The sequence below is a fragment of the Pseudomonas sp. GW821-FHT04D07 genome (genome assembly GCF_059420225.1).
In genome coordinates, this window is sequence record NZ_JBWKTH010000018.1 from 70,770 (window position 1) to 87,174 (window position 16,405).

The window sequence follows — 16,405 nt, forward strand, 5'->3', positions numbered from 1 at the left end:
GACATCGTTGTCGCCTGGATCACCGCTAGCGCCAACAAGCCGGCTCCTACAAGGGGGTGGTGGTGTTAGCTTCATAAGTGAGAACCGATGACATGAGTGATTCCGGTCGCGCCGACGCGCTCCTAGCAGAACTGCCCCGCGACGGTCGTGGCCGGCTCAAGGTCTTCCTCGGTGCCTCACCCGGCGTCGGCAAGACCTACGCCATGTTGCAGGCCGCCCACACGCAATTGCGTCAGGGCGTGAAACTCCTTGCCGGGGTGGTGGAGACCCACGGTCGCGCGGAAACCGAGGCGCTGCTCAGCGGTTTGCCGCAGCAGCCGCTGGTGCGCTCCGAATATCGCGGGGTGCTGCTCGAGGAAATGGATCTCGATGGCCTGCTCAAGGCCAAGCCCAAGCTGGTGCTGGTCGATGAACTGGCCCACAGCAACGCCCCCAACAGTCGTCACGTCAAACGCTGGCAGGATGTCCAGGAGTTGCTGGCCGCCGGCATCGATGTGTTCACCACGGTCAACGTCCAGCACCTGGAAAGCCTCAATGACCAGGTGCGCGGGATTACCGGCGTGCAGGTCCGGGAAACCCTGCCGGACTGGGTCCTGCAGGAGGCCGACGAGCTGCTGCTGATCGACCTGCCGCCCCGTGAGTTGCTGGAGCGCTTGCGCGACGGCAAGGTCTACGTGCCAGAGCAGGCCCGTGCGGCCATCGATGCGTTTTTCACCCAGACCAACCTCACCGCCTTGCGTGAACTGGCCATGCAGACGGCCGCAGCCCAGGTCGACAACGACCTGGCCCTCGGCTACCGCACCCTCGGCCAGTCGGCGCCGACCCTGCGCGGGCGCTTGCTGGTCGGGGTGGACGGCGATGCCCAGGCCGAGCGCCTGGTGCGCCATGCCAGTCGGGTTGCCCAGCGCCGGCATCTGCCCTGGAGCCTGGTGCATGTGGACAACGGCAGCGTCCGTGACGAGCCGTCGCGCCTGCGTCTGCAAAGCGCCCAGCAACTGGCCGAACGCCTGGGTGGGGAAGTGGTGTTGCTGCGCGCCGGGGAAGTCGCCAAGACCCTGATTCAACATGCCGCCGAGCGCCGCGCCAGTCTGGTGCTGGTGGGGCAGTCGCGTCAGCGCTGGTATCGCCGGCTGTTTGGCGGAGGCCTGGCGGCGCGCTTGTTGCGTAGCGCCCGTGGGCTGGAAATCAACGTGCTGGACCGTGACGAAGAACAACATGTCGCGCGTGCTCGCGCCCCGCAAGCGGTGGTTTGGTTCGACTATGCGATGGCGCTGCTGGCGACGATCCTGGCCACCGGCCTGGCCTGGGGCGTGGCCAGTCTCCTGCCGTTGCCGAATATCTCCCTGGTGTTCCTCGCCGCCGTGTTGCTGGTGGCCGTGCGCAGCAGCCTGGGGCCGTCGCTGGCCTGTGCGGTACTGTCGTTCCTGAGTTACGACTTCCTGTTTATCCCACCGAAATTCTCCTTCGCCATCCAGCGTGAGGAGGATGTCCTGACACTGCTGTTTTTCCTCTTGATGGCGGCGCTCACCGGTAACCTTGCGGCGCGTCAGCGGCGGCAACTGGAGGCCCTGCGCGACACCCAGGAAGAAACCAGCGAACTGCTCGACCTGTCGCGCAAGCTGACGGCGGCCACCGATCGCCAGGCAGTGGTCAGCGCCGCTTCCCAGCACCTCAGTGGCTGGGGGGAGCTGCAAGTGTGCCTGCTCAACCGTGACGGTGAGGGTGGCTGGAAAGTCGAGACCGGCGGCCCGCAAACTTTCTCCGAGTCCGAGCGCGCCGCCGCCGACTGGGCCTGGCAGCACGACCAGCCCGCAGGCATGGGCACCGGGACCTTGCCGTTCGGGCGTTGGTGGTGGTGGCCGTTGTCGGTGGAGGAGGGGCCATTGGCCCTGCTGGGTGTGCGGCCCAAGGATGGCCAGACCCTGAGCGGCCAGCGTCGGCGCCTGTTGACCGCCCTCAGCCAGCCGCTGGCCCAGGCGCTGGCCCGGGCCCAGTTGGCCGACGACCTCGAGGCCGCGCGCCTGCACGGCGAAACCGAGCAACTGCGCAGTGCCTTGCTCGCCTCGGTGTCCCATGACCTGCGCACGCCGTTGACTTCGATGCGTGGCAGCATCGACAGCCTGCTGGCGCTGGGCGAGGCGATTCCCCTGGCCGACCGCCAGGAACTGCTGGAAGGCACCCGCGACGAAGCCGAGCGCCTGGACCGCTATATCCAGAACCTGCTGGACATGACCCGCCTGGGCCACGGGGCGCTGAAGCTGGCCCGCGACTGGGTTGCGCCGGCCGATATCATCGGCAGCGCGCTGAACCGGCTGCGGGCGGTACTGGCACCCTTGCAGGTGAGCACCGAGTTGCCGGTGCAGTTGCCGTTGCTCTATGTGCACGCGGCACTGATCGAACAGGCGCTGATCAATGTCATGGAAAACGCTGCGCGTTTTTCACCGCCCCGGGGCCGCTTGCAACTGCGCGTCGGTACCACCGACAAGGAGCTGTTTTTTTCCGTCAGCGACGAAGGCCCGGGAATTCCGCCAGAGGAACGGAACAAGATTTTCGACATGTTCTACACCGCGGCCCGCGGTGATCGCGGTGGGCAGGGCACGGGTCTGGGCCTGGCGATCTGCCAGGGCATGGTCGGCGCACACGGCGGGCATATCGGCGTGGATGACGGCATCGATGGCCACGGGACTTGTATCACTCTGTTCCTCCCGTTGCAGGAGCAACCGGGCATTGAAAGTGAAGCCTGATATGCTTTGGCAACCGATAGCCACGATGCTAAGACCATGACCCAGATTGCGACCATCCTGGTCATCGACGACGAACCGCAGATTCGCAAGTTCCTGCGTATCAGCCTGGTGTCCCAGGGCTATAAGGTGCTGGAAGCCGGCACTGGCGCCGAGGGTCTGGCCCACGCGGCCTTGAACAAGCCGGACCTGCTGGTGCTCGATCTCGGCTTGCCGGACATGGACGGCCAGCAGGTTTTGCGCGAGTTTCGCGAGTGGTCCACGGCGCCGGTGCTGGTGCTCTCGGTGCGCGCCGGCGAGGGGCAGAAGGTCGAGGCGCTGGATGGCGGGGCCAACGACTACGTGACCAAGCCGTTCGGCATCCAGGAGTTTCTCGCGCGGATTCGTGCCCTGTTGCGCCAGGCGCCCAGCGGCGAGGCGCAGGAGGCGGCGTTGACTTTTGGACCGCTGACCATCGACCTGGCTTACCGGCGGGTGCTGCTCGATGGCGCGGAAGTGGCGCTGACCCGCAAAGAGTATGCGGTGCTGGCGCAACTGGCGCGGCATCCCGGGCGGGTGATCACCCAGCAACAGTTGCTCAAGGATATCTGGGGCCCGACCCATACCGAAGACAGTCACTACCTGCGGATCGTGGTCGGGCATCTGCGCCAGAAACTGGCGGATGATCCCACCGCGCCCCGGTTTATCGTGACCGAGGCGGGTGTCGGTTATCGGTTGCTGGATAGCCAGGGTTGATGGGGATGTAACCTGTGGGAGCGGAGCTTGCCCGCGAAGCTTTTAGCGACCACAGGGGCCCCATCGCCGGCAATCCGGCTCCCAAAGGAAGTGTGTTCGGCCTTGAGCTTCAGGGGGCCTAACGTCCTTCTTCCTCATAGCGATCCAGCGTATCGCTGGCAATCTCGCGCCCCAGGGCGATCAGTTCCGGTGCCTTGTAGAACTCGAAGAACCGGCACACCCGTTTCGGCACGTTGATCAGGATATCCGGCGGGTAGCCGGCGATCTTGTATTGCGCCAGCGAGGTCTGCATTACCTCGAAACTCTGGTTGATCAGGTCCAGCAGCGAGGCCGGCCCCACATTGTCGATGATGAACGAGCCGGTGGCGGACTTCGGCGCACCGTTGCCTTGGGGGGCGGCGGCCGGTTGTTGGCCCTGCGGCTCCGGGCCGTCGAGCCAGGGATTGCCGACCTGAGCGGCGTCGCTGGCGAGGGTCTGCTGTTCCAGGCGCAATAGCTCCTCGGCCTGTTTACGTCGGAACGGCAAGCGCGAGCCCATGGAACTGAGCAGGTTGTTGAAGCGGCTCTTGAACGCCGGTGGGCGCTGGATCACCGGCAACTGGTACTGCTTCTGGTTGGTGGCGTTGAGGTTGACAGCGATGATCAGGTCGCAGTGGCTGGAGACCACCGGCACGATCGGCAAGGGATTGAGAATGCCGCCGTCCACCAGCATGCGGTTGCCCTGCATGACCGGGGTGAACAGGCTGGGGATCGCCGCCGAGGCGCGCATCGCCTGGTGCAGGCAGCCTTCCTGGAACCAGATTTCCTGCTGGTTGGTCAGGTCGGTGGCGACGGCGGTGTAGGGAATGCGCAGGTCCTCGATATTCACCTCGCCGACGATCTTGCGGATCTGCCCGAAGACCTTTTCGCCGCGAATGGCGCCCAGGCGAAAGCTCACGTCCACCAGACGCAGCACATCCAGGTAATCCAGGCTCTCGATCCAGCGGCGATAGTCGTCGAGCTTGCCGGCCGCATAGATGCCGCCGACCACAGCGCCCATCGAGCAGCCGGCGATGCAGGCGATATCGTAACCGCGCCGTTCGATTTCCTCGATCACCCCGATATGGGCATACCCGCGGGCGCCACCCGAGCCCAGCACCAGCGCGACACGTTTTTTCATGACTCAGTCCTTGAACAAGCTCTTGCTAACAATGCACCTACGGGGAGACAGGTACAATCGTGGCATTGGTTGTTCTTTGCCGTCGAATCGGATCGACTGCAGCCATCGTCATCTGGATTGGCTAAGCTTGAGTGAAAGGCCAAGGCACTTTTTGCCTGGCGCGCCGTCTTAACCTGCACAAGTATTTATTTTCCCTGAGGTGTCATTGATGAAAGCCTGGATCTGTGTGCCATTGATTGCGTTGGCGTTGGCCGGTTGCGCGGGTAAATCAGCTTACCGAGAAAGCTGTGGCAGCCAGTTGGATGCCGCCTGGCATGAACTGGACCTGGCCAAGGCCGAAGGTTTTGCCGGGACTGTGAGTTACTCCAAGGCGCTGTCGCTGCTGACCGGGGCCAAGACCCAGCAGCAGTTCGAGGCCTATGAGGGCTGTACCAACAAGGCCGAGAAAGCCCGTTTCTACATCCGAGAGTCCCGCGCCGGGCGTTGAGCCTGCGAATGCGCTCCTTTGTAGGCGCCAGCAAGCTGGCGCCTACAAAGGAGGCGGTGTCGTTGCGCAAAACAAGGTTGTTTCACAGGCCTGCGTAACTCCAGAAACACGGTAGTATCCCCGGCTTCTCCCCACGTTCGGATGTCTGCCTATGCGCAGTAAACTGGAAGCCTGTCTGCAGGCCGTCAACCAGGTGGTGTTGGGCAAGGATGCGCAGGTTCGCCTGGCCCTGACCTGCCTGCTGGCCAACGGTCATCTGCTGATCGAAGACCTGCCGGGCATGGGCAAGACCACCCTCAGCCACACCCTGGCCAAGGTCCTTGGCCTGAGCTTCCAGCGTATCCAGTTCACCTCCGACCTGTTGCCCAGCGATATCCTAGGCACCTCGGTGTTCGACAAGGACAGCGGGTTGTTCGTGTTCCATCCGGGGCCGATCTTCGCCGAGCTGGTGCTGGCCGACGAAATCAACCGGGCCACCCCCAAGAGCCAGAGCGCCTTGCTCGAGGCCATGGAAGAAGGCCAGGTGACCATCGAAGGCGCCACGCGCCCCTTGCCGTCGCCGTTCTTCGTGATCGCCACGCAAAACCCCAGCAGCCAGGGCGGCACCTTCGCCCTGCCGGAGTCACAGCTCGATCGTTTCCTGATGCGGGTGTCCCTCGGCTATCCGTCCCGGGCCGCGGAAAAGGCCCTGCTGCAAGGCGTGTCGCGGCGTGACCTGTTGCCGAAGTTGCAGCCGATCCTCAGCCATGCCGAATTGTCGGTGTTGCAACAGCAGGTCAAGCAGGTGCGCACCAGCGATCCATTGGTGGACTACGTACTGCGCCTGGTCGGCGCGACCCGCGATCAAGCGCAATTCGCCTGGGGCCTGTCACCCCGGGCCAGCCTGGCGATCCTCGCCGCCGCCCGGGCCTGGGCGCTGTTGGCCGGGCGCGATTATGTGATCCCGGAGGACGTCCAGGCGGTCTTGCCCTCGGTGGTCAGCCATCGTCTGCGCGAACGTGCCGATCCGGCCGGGCAGGGCGGTGGCGCCCTGGTGCAGTGGCTGCTGCGCGAGGTGCCGGCGCTTTGATCCGGCGCCTGCGCGAGTTCTGGCAGGCCTGGCTGGTGCGGCGCCTGCCACCCTCGACGCGGATCCAACTGAGCCAGCGGCAGATCTTTATCATGCCCAATCGCGCCGGCGGAGTCTTTGCCGCCCTGCTGGCACTGATCCTGATGCTCGCCATCAACTACCAGAGCAGCCTGGCCTACGCCCTGTGCTTCCTGCTGCTGTCGGTGTTCGTGGTGGCGATCCTGCATACCTGGCGCAATTTGCAGGGGCTGGTGCTCAGTGCCGGGACCGGGCCTGCGGTGTTTGTCGGCGAGCAGGCGCGCTTCCTGGTGCGCCTGGAAAGTGCCGGGAAAGCTCATCAGTCCATTGGTCTGGGCTGGTCGACGCAGGCCTTGCACCGCGTCGATGTGCCGGCCGCGGGCTTTTGCGAGCTGGAGTTGAATCGGCCGACGCTGGTGCGCGGCTGGTTGCAGGCGCCGCGGATCGGCGTCGAGAGCAGTTTCCCGTTGGGGATCCTGCGGACCTGGAGCCGGCTCGACCTGGGCCAGAAAGTGCTGGTTTATCCACAGCCCCTGGAAGGCGAACTGCCGAGCCTGGCCAGTGTGCTGACGGATGATCGCGAAGAGGGCATGCGCGCCCACGGCCAAGGGGTCGACGACTACCAGGGTTTGAAGGTCTATCAACCCGGTGACTCCTGGCGACGCCTGCATTGGAAAGCCTATTCCCGTGGTCAGGGTTTGCTGATCAAGGAATTCGCCCGGCTCGATGGTCGTGAGCTGTGCCTGGATTTTCTCGCCCTGGGCGGGGATGTCGAGCAGCGCCTGTCACGCCTGTGTTATTGGGTATTGGAATTATCCCGCCGCGAGACGATGTTCTCCTTGCGCCTGCCCGACCAGCTGCTGGCCAGCGACAGCGGTGCGGCCCATTGCGCAGCCTGCCTGCGGGCCCTGGCGCTGTTCGGGAAACAACCATGAGCGCCGCGCCGCTGATCTCCCGTGCCAGCCTGGTCTGGCTGCTGGTGGCCCAGACCCTGGTGATGCTGCCGTTCTGGTTTCATGTGCCGCCGTGGATGGTCGCACTGTGGCTCGGCTGCACGGTCTGGCGGATCCAGGTCTACCGCATGCGCGCGCGCTTTCCCGGACGCCTGATGGAACTGCTTCTGCTGCTGGTCACCATCGCGGGCATCTGGCTCTCGCGCAGCAGTTTGCTCGGACTGGACGCCGGGGCGGTGCTGCTGGTGGCGATGTTTATCCTCAAGCTGGTGGAGACCCGCACCCGCCGCGATGCCCTGGTGCTGATTTTCCTTGGCCTGTTCTGTGTCGCGGTGGCCTATCTGTTCGAAGACAGCCTGCCCTGGGCGCTCTATAGCCTGTTGCCGGTGGGCGCGCTGCTGGCCGCGTTGATCGGTTTGCAGCAAGGCTCGACGACCCGGCCCCTGGCGACCCTGCGCCTGTCCACGAGCCTGTTGCTGCAAGCCTTGCCGCTGATGCTCCTGCTGTTCCTGTTTTTCCCCCGTATCGCGCCGCTCTGGTCGTTGCCGTTGGCCGTCGACAAAGCGCAGAGCGGCTTGTCCGAGAGCATGTCGCCGGGGGATGTGGCTGAGCTTGGGCGTTCCGCGGAACTGGCCTTTCGCGCCAGCTTCGACGGCCCCATGCCGGAGCGCCGCGACCTGTACTGGCGGGCCCTGACCCTGGAGCAATTCGACGGCCGGCGCTGGAGCCAGGCCGCCTCGGTGACCTACAGCCAGGCGCCGAAATGGCAAGCCGGCGGCGAGTCCTGGCGCTACAGCATTATCCTCCAGGCCAGTGGCAAACCCTGGTTGCCGGCGCTGGATGTGGCCCGCACCGATCAGGCCGATGTGCACCAACTGGCAGACTATCGAGTGCAGCGCTTGCGTCCGGTGCAGCAGGTATTGCTCTATCGGGTCGAGTCCTGGCCGCAGGTGGTGCGCGATCCGCAGCTCAGTGACCGGGCCCGGCGCCAGGCCTTGCAATTGCCGGCCCAGGGCGATCCACGCAGCCGCCAGTGGGCGGCACAATTACGACAAGGTTATCCACAGCCCCAGGCGCTGGTGGCGGCGCTGCTCAAGCATTTTCACGATGAGCCGTATTACTACACCCTCAAGCCGCCGACCCTGGGGGCCGACAGTATCGACGCTTTCCTGTTCGACAGCCGCCAGGGTTTTTGCGCGCATTACGCCGGGGCCATGGTCTACGTGTTGCGGGCGGCGGGTATTCCGGCGCGGATGGTGGCCGGCTATCAGGGCGGTGAGCTGAATCCGGCCGGCCACTTCCTCACGGTGCGTCAGTTCGATGCCCACGCCTGGGTCGAATACTGGCAGGAAGGGCGGGGCTGGCGCAGTGTCGATCCGACCTATGCCGTGGCCCCGCAGCGCATTGACCAGGGACTGGAACAGGCCCTGGCGACCGATGAAGATATGCTCGGGGCCTCGCCGCTGTCACCGCTGCGTTACCGCCATCTGACCTGGCTCAATGATCTGCGCCAGGGCTGGGATAATCTCAATTATGCTTGGCAGCGCAGGGTCCTGGGTTATCAGGGTGAACAGCAACTGCAACTGCTGGGGCGCTGGTTCGGCGACCTGACGGCGTGGGTCCTGCCGGTCGGCTTGGTGCTGATCCTGGGGCTGCTCTCGCTGCTGTTGCTGCGGCCCTGGCGGAACAGGTCCGATCCGTCGCTGCGCTTGTTCGCCAGCTTTGAAAAGCTGTTGCGACGGCGCGGGCTGGTGCGCGAGCCGGGCGAAGGTCCGCAGGCTTTTGGCGAGCGGGCCGCAAGGCAGTTGCCGCGCCAGGCAGAGAATATCAATGCATTTATCCAGAGCTTCGTGGCCCAGCGCTATGCTGAACGGAGCCCGTCGATGGATGCCTTGCAACAGACGTTGCGGTCATTGCGTCGTAGTCTTGGAAGTTCGATTTGGGAGTGAGTGTCGAATGTCTGCCCTGGTGGATGGATTGGTGGTTGAGGTCGTGAGCCTGGAAGTGCGGTTGCTGGCCTGTCATGCGCGTGTCGATGCGCTGACCGACGAGGAGGGCCTGCATGACTTGCGCACCACGGTACGGCGCCTGCGCAGTCTGTTGCGGCCGTTGCGTGGCTTGCCAGGGGTTGAACAGGTCGAGCAGGCGGCGCAGCAGGTCGGCAGCCTGACCACGCCGATTCGCGACCGCGAAGTACTGGCCGTCTACCTGCATCAGCAGGGGCATCATGTGGCGGCGGCGCGGCGCACGGAACAGTTGTCCGATGATTACTGGGCCGTGGCGCGCAGTGCCGAGTTGAAGCAGTTGTTCAGTGTGCTCGATGCCTTTCCGCGTTTTCTCCGGGCTTCGCAGCACCAGGGTTTGTTGAGGGGGCTGCGCAAGCGCATCGAAAAGCGCCTGGCCAAGCAGTGGGAGGCGCTGGATGAGGCCTTGCATGATCCGCTACATGACCGTCATCGCTTGCGCTTGTTGATCAAGCGCGTGCGTTACGCCGCCGAAGCCTATCCGCGACTGAACCGGTTACCGGCCCCGGCCTTGAAATCCCTGAAGGCGGCCCAGGAAGCACTGGGTGACTGGCATGATTGCTGGCAATGGCTGCTGCGGGCGGAACAGGAACCGGACCTGCAATCCTGTGTCACCGGTTGGCGCCGGACCATGGTCCTGGCCGAGAGCAAGGCCGATCGGGTGCTGGACCGATTGAGCGAGATCTGTTTCAGCTGAGGGATGACGGCCTGTTTGGCGGCAGCTTTGGCCGGTATGAGTGCTGTGTGGCCTGGATCAGCTGGGTACTATTCGGTAGGACTTTTTCCAGCCGAGGTGTGCATGGGCTTTTCAGATTTGCTCGATAGGGTTCGTCGCCAGCCCAGGGGGCTTTGCATTCCCGCCGAGTGGGCGCAGGGGCGGGCGACTTTTGGCGGCCTGGTGGTGGCGCTGCAATACGAAGCGATGCGGGCGCGGGTAGCGGCCGAGCGGCCGGTGCGTTCGTTGGCGATCACTTTTGTCGGGCCGGCCGAGCCCGGGGTGCCGATCGATTTTGAAGTCGAAGTGCTGCGCGAGGGCAAGGCGGTCAGCCAGGTGCTGGGCCGGGCCGTGCAGAATGGCCAGGTGGTGACGCTGGTGCAGGGCAGTTTCGGCGCTTCCCGGGAGTCGCTGGTGGACGTGCCGGCCGAGCCGGCACCCTCGCTCAAGCACTGGGACGAATGCCCGGAGGCGCCGTATATTCCAGGGGTGATGCCGGAGTTCATGCGTCATCTGTCGATGCGCTGGGGGATTGGCGGCCTGCCTTTCACCGGCAATAAATCCCGTGAGATGGGCGGTTGGGTACGTTTCCGTGGGGATGTCCGGCAAGAGCCGCTGAGCGAGGCGCACCTGCTGGCGCTGGTGGACGCCTGGCCGCCGGCCGTGTTGCCACACCTGAGCAAACTGGCGGCCGGCAGTACCCTGACCTGGACCGTGGAGTTCGTTCAGCCGTTGCTTGAACTCGATACCCTGGACTGGTGTAAATACCGCGCGGAGATCGAGCATGCCCGCGACGGCTACGGCCATGTGGCCGCGGCGTTGTGGAGCGCGGATGGACGGCTGATTGCCTTGAGCCGGCAGACCGTTACCGTGTTCGGCTGAGGCCGGCGGTGACGGTTGCATCGCTATCGCCGGCAAGCCGGCTCCCACAGGTACGGGGTCCGGCGATGTTTTTGGGTTGGAACACGGATTTGTAGGTGCTGGCACACCTGTACGGGGCACGGCGATGTTTCTGGGTTGGAACGCGGACTTGTAGGTGCTGGCACACCGTACGGGGCACGGCGATGTTTTTGGGTTGGAGCACGGATTTGTAGGTGCTGGCACACCTGTACGGGGCACGGCGATGTTTCTGGGTTGGAACGCGGATTTGTAGGAGCTGGCTTGCCGGCGATGAGGCCGGCAAGGCTTGCCTTGATCACAAGGTCCTACAACGAACCACGGCAGTTCAGGCCTCCAGCGCCAAACTCTGGCCTTTGCTGCGCAGGCTGAACGCGGCCACCAGGCCGAGTACGCCGACGGCGAAGCTGGTCGGGTTCTGGGCGAATACGCCGGAACTCACCAGCAGGAAGGACAGGGCGAACAGGATCAGCGCCAGCAGTTGCATGCCTTCGCCGGTGCTATCGTTCGAAGCTTGGGGAGCAACCCGCCATTGCCAGGCGGGGAAGTTGGGGTGACGTTGGCCCATGATCGTGTCCTCTGTTCGTGTAGTGGGTGAACAGAGAGTAAGCCCGACCCACTGGCGAGGCGAATCAACTCTTCCTATCGATCCTATAGTTTGAGCTGGCCAATCGCCTTATTCAGTTCTCCCGCCAGCTTGGCCAGGTCATGGCTGGTGGTGGCCGAGTCCACGGTCTGTTGCACGGTGTTCTCGGTCACGTCGCGGATACTCACCACCGCCCGGTTCATTTCCTCCGCCACCTGGCTCTGCTGTTCGGCGGCCACCGCGATCTGGGTGTTGCTTTCACGCATCTGGGCCACCGCACTGGTGATCTGCGCCAACGCTGCCCCGGCTTCCTGGGCCTGCTGCACGCAGTCGTCGGCCTTGAACGAGCTTTCCTGCATAAAGTCCACGGCGTCGCGGGTCCCGGCCTGCAAGGCGGAGACCATGCCGGTGATTTCGTCGGTGGAGGTCTGCACCCGCTTGGCCAGGTTACGCACTTCATCGGCAACCACCGCGAAACCGCGGCCCATTTCCCCAGCCCGGGCCGCTTCGATGGCGGCGTTCAGCGCCAGCAGGTTGGTCTGTTCGGCGATGCTGTGGATCACGCTGACCACGCCATTGATCTTCTGGCTGTCCTCGGCCAGTTGCTGGATCATCGTCGCGGTCTGCTGCACGCCGCTGGACAACCCGGTGATCGACTGCTGGACCCGGCTGACCACCGCCTGCCCGCTGCCGGCCAGGTCGTCGGCGGTTTTCGACAGGTCACGGGTGGCGCCGGCGTGCTGGGCAATGTGATAGACCGTGGCCGACATCTCGTTGATGGCCGTGGCGGCCTGGTCGGTTTCGCTCTGCTGGCCGAGCATGCCGTGGCGTACGTCGTTCATGCTCGAGGCCAGGCGCGCGGCACCGACATCCAGTTGCGCCGCGGTACGGGCCACCGTGCCGACCACCCGCTGATAGCCGGCCTGCATCGCGTTGAAGGCGCTGGCCATTTGTCCGACTTCATCCTTGCCAGCCAGCGGCACACGGGCCGAGAGGTCGCCGGTCTTCTCCACGTGGAGCATCACGTCCTTGAGGGTATTGAGCTGGCTGAGCAGGAAGCGGATCAGCAACTGCGAGGCGCCGAGCATCGCCAGCATCAGGATGAACACGGCCACCGCATAGTTGGCGAACCGCTCGCTGAACACCTGGGCCAGGCTGGGCGCGTAGGCGAGCACGGCGACTTGTTGCTCGCCATGGCTGAGCATTTGCGCGCCGAGCAGCGGGTTGTCGCCGAACAGCGGCATATAGTCGTAGTCGACCCAGCCCTTGGCGTCCTTCAGGCGTGGCAGCATCTGGCCCTTGAGGCTCGGCGTTTCGCCAGCCTTGAACGGCAGCAGGTTATCGGCCTCGGGCCAGGCCTTGCCTTCGGGCCAGGCGCCGAGCAGGCGGGCCTGGGACTGGACCGTGGCGCGGGAAGCGTCGGTGCGGGCCTGTTGCTCAAGCTGCACGGCATACAACACCAGGAGCAGGGTGGTGACGAAAGCGACCGCGTTCACGGCCCAGAACTTGTATTTCAGCGAGATATTGCTAAGCCAGGCACGCATGGGGGTCTTCCCTGATAGAGCGGAAACAGTTTTGGCAAGGTGCCATTATTGTGCCGCTACCGGGCAAGAGGCTTGTTGATGTAGGTCAATAGCGCTTTAGTCGAGGCTTGGCAAGTTGAAAAAGGCGCGGGCGCAGGCGGTCGTATGGGCGGCCAGGTCTTCCTGGCTTTCGCCGCGGTGCAGGGCCACTTCACGCAGCACTTCGCCCAGGTACGCCGGTTCGTTGCGCCCGTTCTTCGGCTTGGGTCGCAGGCTGCGCGGCAGCAGGTAGGGCGCGTCGCTTTCAAGCATCAGCCGACCACGGGGAATCTCCCGCACCAGGGGGTGCAGGTGGCTGCCCCGGCGCTCATCGCAGATCCAGCCGGTGATACCGATATGCAGGTCCAGGTCGAGGTAACTGAACAGCGCCTTTTGCTCGCCGGTGAAACAGTGCACCACGGCAGCGGGCAGGCGGTCGCGGTAGTCACGCAGGATCTCCAGCAAGCGCACGTTGGCATCGCGCTCGTGAAGGAACACCGGGCGCTGCAACTCCACGGCCAGGGCCAGGTGTTCCTCAAGGACTTTTTCCTGCTGCGGGCGCGGGGAGAAGTCCCGGTTGAAATCCAGCCCGCACTCGCCGACCGCACAGACGTTCGGTTCCATCAACAGGGCTTTCAGACGAACGGCGCTATCGGCTGTCCAGTCACTGGCGCAATGGGGGTGGATCCCGGCGCTGGCGAACAGCCGCTGGCCGCTAGGATCCCGCTCCCGACATAGCTCCAGCGCCTGTTCGCTGTCCGCCAGGCTGGTGCCTGTGACAATCAGTTGGCAGACTCCGGCGGCATAGGCACGCTCGAGTATTTCCTGCTGTTTGCCGGCAAAACTGGGGTTGGTCAGGTTGACGCCGATATCGATGAGTTGCATGGTGCTACCTCAGGCCACAGGCCGAAAAGCATACCAGAGCTGTAGATTTATAATAAAAATCAAGAACTACAACGAGTTATGACTGTCTCTTAAAGCCGCAAGAACGCATCGGTTGGCATGCCGCCGATGTCGCACCGCCTCTTGCGCACTTTTCGCGTTCAAAAGACGCTCGATTTCAGTTACCCGACTTCAGGCCACCCCGCCTGTGCCGGGCAGTATGCTTTCCGGAGAACGGATGAAGAAGCGACCCTCGCTGTTGCTCCTGCTGTGCCTGTCCCTGCTGCTGCCGTTGCCGGCGGTTGCGCGCTTGGCCGGGCCGTTGGAAATCGTCCAGCCGGGCAAGGTGCGCGACCTCGCGGAGATTCGCGGCAGCCGGGTCCTGCGGGTGCTGGTCAACCAGAGCCGCAACAGCAGCGGTGAGGTCCAGGGCGAGACCATCGGTATCGAATACCATCGCTTGCGGGCCTTTGAGCAGTTCCTCAACAGCCAGGCCCGCGACAATCAGGAGATCACCCTCAAGATCATTCCCAAGGCCAAGGACCAACTGCTCGGCGCCTTGCAGCGCGGGGAGGGCGATCTGGTGGCCCCAGGGGAATTGCTTGAGGCCCAACCGGGTCATACGGTGATCGCCAGCGATCCGCTCGGCAGTACGGTGCCGTTGTTGTTGGTGGGGCTCAAGGGCGAGAAGCGTTTTACCCGCTTTGAACAACTTTCCGGCCGGACCCTGGCCCTGACCCCCGGCAGCGCGGCGGGCGAGGCGGTCAACCAGATCAACCAGAAACTGGCGTTGCGCAAGTTGCCGCCGGTCAAGGTCGAATGGGTCGATCCGAGCCTGGCGGCGGAGGATGTGCTGGAGATGGTCCAGGGCGGGATCTTTCACCTGACCATCGTCGAACAGCCGATTGCCGAACGCTGGGCCCGGATCATGCCCAAGCTGCGTTTCGACAAGCAGGTGCTGGTCAGCGAACCGGGGCAGATGCACTGGTTCGTACGCGACAATGCGTCGATGCTGCGGGCAAGCATCGACCGCTTCCTCAAGACCTACAAGACCCCTTCGGACCAGGACGCGGCGTTTCTGCGCATCTATCGACGTCTGTACCAGGTGCATTACCCGTTGAGCCGCAGCGATCGGGCGAAGCTGGAAAAGCTGCGCCCGGTGTTGCAACGTCATGCCCAGGCCCAGGGTATCGACTGGCTGAACCTGGCGGCGCTGGCCTTCAAGGAGTCGGCCCTGGATCCCGCGGCCCGCGGCGCCAGCGGTGCGATGGGGTTGCTGCAGATCACCCCCTCGGCGGCGCAACGGGTCGGCGTGAGCAATATCCAGAATGTCGATAACAATGTGCAGGCCGGGGCCAAGTACCTGGCGATGATCCGGCGCAAGTTCTTTGCCAGCCCCAAGCTCAATGAGCGCGAGCGCATGGCCTTTGTCCTGGCGGCTTACAACATGGGCCCGGAACGGGTCCAGGGCATGCGCGCCGAGGCCCGCCGTCGTGGCCTGAACCCCAACCAGTGGTTCTTCCAGGTCGAGCGCATCGCCATGGAGCAGGTGGGGATGAATGCGGTGAACTATGTGAACAGCGTGAACAAGTACTACCTGGCCTTTGACCGGGAGCGCGACTCCCTGGAGCCGAATGCACGGAAGATCGCCTCACGTAAATAATCGAATACATAGATTTGTTTGTTGAGTTTTTTGCGATTTTACATTTTAAAAACTGATTAATATGAGGCCCATCACCCGCTCATAGAATCCAGACGACAGCGCCAATCTTTGTAGCCGCTGGCTTGCCGGCGATAGCGTCCGATCCGGCGATGCAAGGCTTACTGGCCTCATCGCCAGCAAGCCGGCTCCCAGACGAATACGACAAGCCCGCATTTTTGCGGGCTTTTTCGTTGTCGGGGATTCTTGACAGCTTGCTACCGGCTTCTCTAGGATTGCTATATGCGCCGATTTAAACAGCTACTTGCGGGGCGCCAGGCCGGTCGAAAGACCGCCGACAGAAGCTTGCGACAGGCTTCGAAATACCGCTAAAGCGCTGGTTCGGTGTTGCCTCACACCTGCCCGGCAGATCGTTGAGGCGGAGACACGCACTTTGAACAACCCACGCCCCGTTGTACGCCTTACGCCGATCACGGCGAGCCTGCCTTTTCGCAACCCTAAAATCCTTCTCGGCGGTACACACCAGCCCACGCTGCTGCGTTATCTCGACGGCTGGCCGCGGCGCAAGGGCCGTGCTTCGGCCTTCCTGATCCAGTTCGTCGAGGACGGTGACGCCCTGACTCGCTTTGCCGATGACAGCTTCGACCTGGCGGTGATCCAGGCACCGGATGCCGAGCACGCCGAAGCGGTGATCCGCCAACTGACCCGCGTGGCGCGGCAGGGTTTGATCACACGGCGCTAAGAGGTTGTCTCAGGGGATTCGAGCAGGGTTTAAAAACGAGAAATCTACTGGTGTTGGTTTGCCGGTTTCGTGGCTACTACCTGCTATGAAATTTTTCACTGCTGGTCATATCTGACCTATTTCTATTGATTTTCCGATTTTATTGGTCATTTTTGACCAATAGTAATCTGTTTTA

Annotated in this window: 14 protein-coding genes; 10 read left to right on the forward strand and 4 right to left on the reverse strand. The window is 63.6% G+C overall.

Annotated features, from left to right (window positions below):
• The first annotated feature begins 92 nt into the window (after positions 1-92).
• Both AC07T0_RS20415 and AC07T0_RS20420 read left to right on the forward strand, forming a co-directional pair.
• Positions 93-2,744: a DUF4118 domain-containing protein gene (locus tag AC07T0_RS20415; RefSeq protein ID WP_495002919.1), complete on the forward strand. Its 2,652-nt coding sequence runs from the start codon at positions 93-95 to the stop codon at positions 2,742-2,744.
• A gap of 36 nt (positions 2,745-2,780) precedes the next feature.
• Complete coding sequence (locus tag AC07T0_RS20420; protein WP_495002920.1) at positions 2,781-3,476, forward strand: response regulator; 696 nt, start codon at positions 2,781-2,783, stop codon at positions 3,474-3,476.
• Positions 3,477-3,594: 118 nt separating this feature from the next.
• Here the strand turns inward: AC07T0_RS20420 and AC07T0_RS20425 are convergent, their stop codons facing one another.
• Positions 3,595-4,635, reverse strand: coding sequence for a patatin-like phospholipase family protein (locus AC07T0_RS20425; protein WP_495002921.1), 1,041 nt, complete (start codon positions 4,633-4,635; stop codon positions 3,595-3,597).
• Positions 4,636-4,843: 208 nt separating this feature from the next.
• Between AC07T0_RS20425 and AC07T0_RS20430 the strand changes: the two genes are divergently transcribed.
• From AC07T0_RS20430 to AC07T0_RS20455, 6 genes are all read left to right on the forward strand, one after another.
• Entirely contained in the window at positions 4,844-5,122 is a 279-nt protein-coding gene (locus AC07T0_RS20430) for a hypothetical protein (RefSeq protein WP_191485152.1), read from the forward strand.
• 151 nt (positions 5,123-5,273) lie between these two features.
• Positions 5,274-6,191, forward strand: a complete 918-nt coding sequence (locus AC07T0_RS20435; protein WP_495002922.1) for an AAA family ATPase — start codon at positions 5,274-5,276, stop codon at positions 6,189-6,191.
• Positions 6,161-7,144, forward strand: coding sequence for a DUF58 domain-containing protein (locus tag AC07T0_RS20440; protein ID WP_495002923.1), 984 nt, complete (start codon positions 6,161-6,163; stop codon positions 7,142-7,144). The genes AC07T0_RS20435 and AC07T0_RS20440 overlap by 31 nt, the downstream gene beginning before the upstream one ends.
• The gene (locus AC07T0_RS20445) at positions 7,141-9,111 is read left to right on the forward strand and encodes a transglutaminase TgpA family protein (RefSeq protein ID WP_495002924.1); all 1,971 of its coding nucleotides are present in this window, start codon (positions 7,141-7,143) and stop codon (positions 9,109-9,111) included. The genes AC07T0_RS20440 and AC07T0_RS20445 overlap by 4 nt, the downstream gene beginning before the upstream one ends.
• 7 nt (positions 9,112-9,118) lie before the next feature.
• Complete coding sequence (locus tag AC07T0_RS20450) at positions 9,119-9,883, forward strand: CHAD domain-containing protein (RefSeq protein WP_495002925.1); 765 nt, start codon at positions 9,119-9,121, stop codon at positions 9,881-9,883.
• A gap of 102 nt (positions 9,884-9,985) precedes the next feature.
• Positions 9,986-10,783 carry an acyl-CoA thioesterase gene (locus AC07T0_RS20455; RefSeq protein WP_495002926.1) on the forward strand — a complete coding sequence of 266 codons (798 nt, stop codon included), beginning with the start codon at positions 9,986-9,988 and terminating at the stop codon, positions 10,781-10,783.
• A 343-nt stretch (positions 10,784-11,126) separates the two neighbouring features.
• Here AC07T0_RS20455 and AC07T0_RS20460 read toward each other — a convergent pair whose 3' ends face one another.
• The 3 genes from AC07T0_RS20460 to AC07T0_RS20470 form a co-directional block, all read right to left on the reverse strand.
• The gene (locus tag AC07T0_RS20460) at positions 11,127-11,366 is read right to left on the reverse strand and encodes a terminase (RefSeq protein WP_495002927.1); all 240 of its coding nucleotides are present in this window, start codon (positions 11,364-11,366) and stop codon (positions 11,127-11,129) included.
• Between the two features lie 83 nt (positions 11,367-11,449).
• Positions 11,450-12,928 (reverse strand): methyl-accepting chemotaxis protein, encoded by a 1,479-nt coding sequence (locus AC07T0_RS20465; RefSeq protein ID WP_495002928.1) that lies wholly within the window; start codon positions 12,926-12,928, stop codon positions 11,450-11,452.
• A gap of 96 nt (positions 12,929-13,024) precedes the next feature.
• Positions 13,025-13,831, reverse strand: a complete 807-nt coding sequence (locus AC07T0_RS20470) for a TatD family hydrolase (protein ID WP_495002929.1) — start codon at positions 13,829-13,831, stop codon at positions 13,025-13,027.
• A 235-nt stretch (positions 13,832-14,066) separates the two neighbouring features.
• Here AC07T0_RS20470 and AC07T0_RS20475 point away from each other — a divergent pair, with 235 nt between their 5' ends.
• Positions 14,067-15,491, forward strand: a complete 1,425-nt coding sequence (locus tag AC07T0_RS20475; RefSeq protein WP_495002930.1) for an MltF family protein — start codon at positions 14,067-14,069, stop codon at positions 15,489-15,491.
• 430 nt (positions 15,492-15,921) lie between these two features.
• Positions 15,922-16,230 (forward strand): class I SAM-dependent methyltransferase, encoded by a 309-nt coding sequence (locus tag AC07T0_RS20480; RefSeq protein WP_100940829.1) that lies wholly within the window; start codon positions 15,922-15,924, stop codon positions 16,228-16,230.
• The last annotated feature ends 175 nt before the right edge of the window (positions 16,231-16,405 follow it).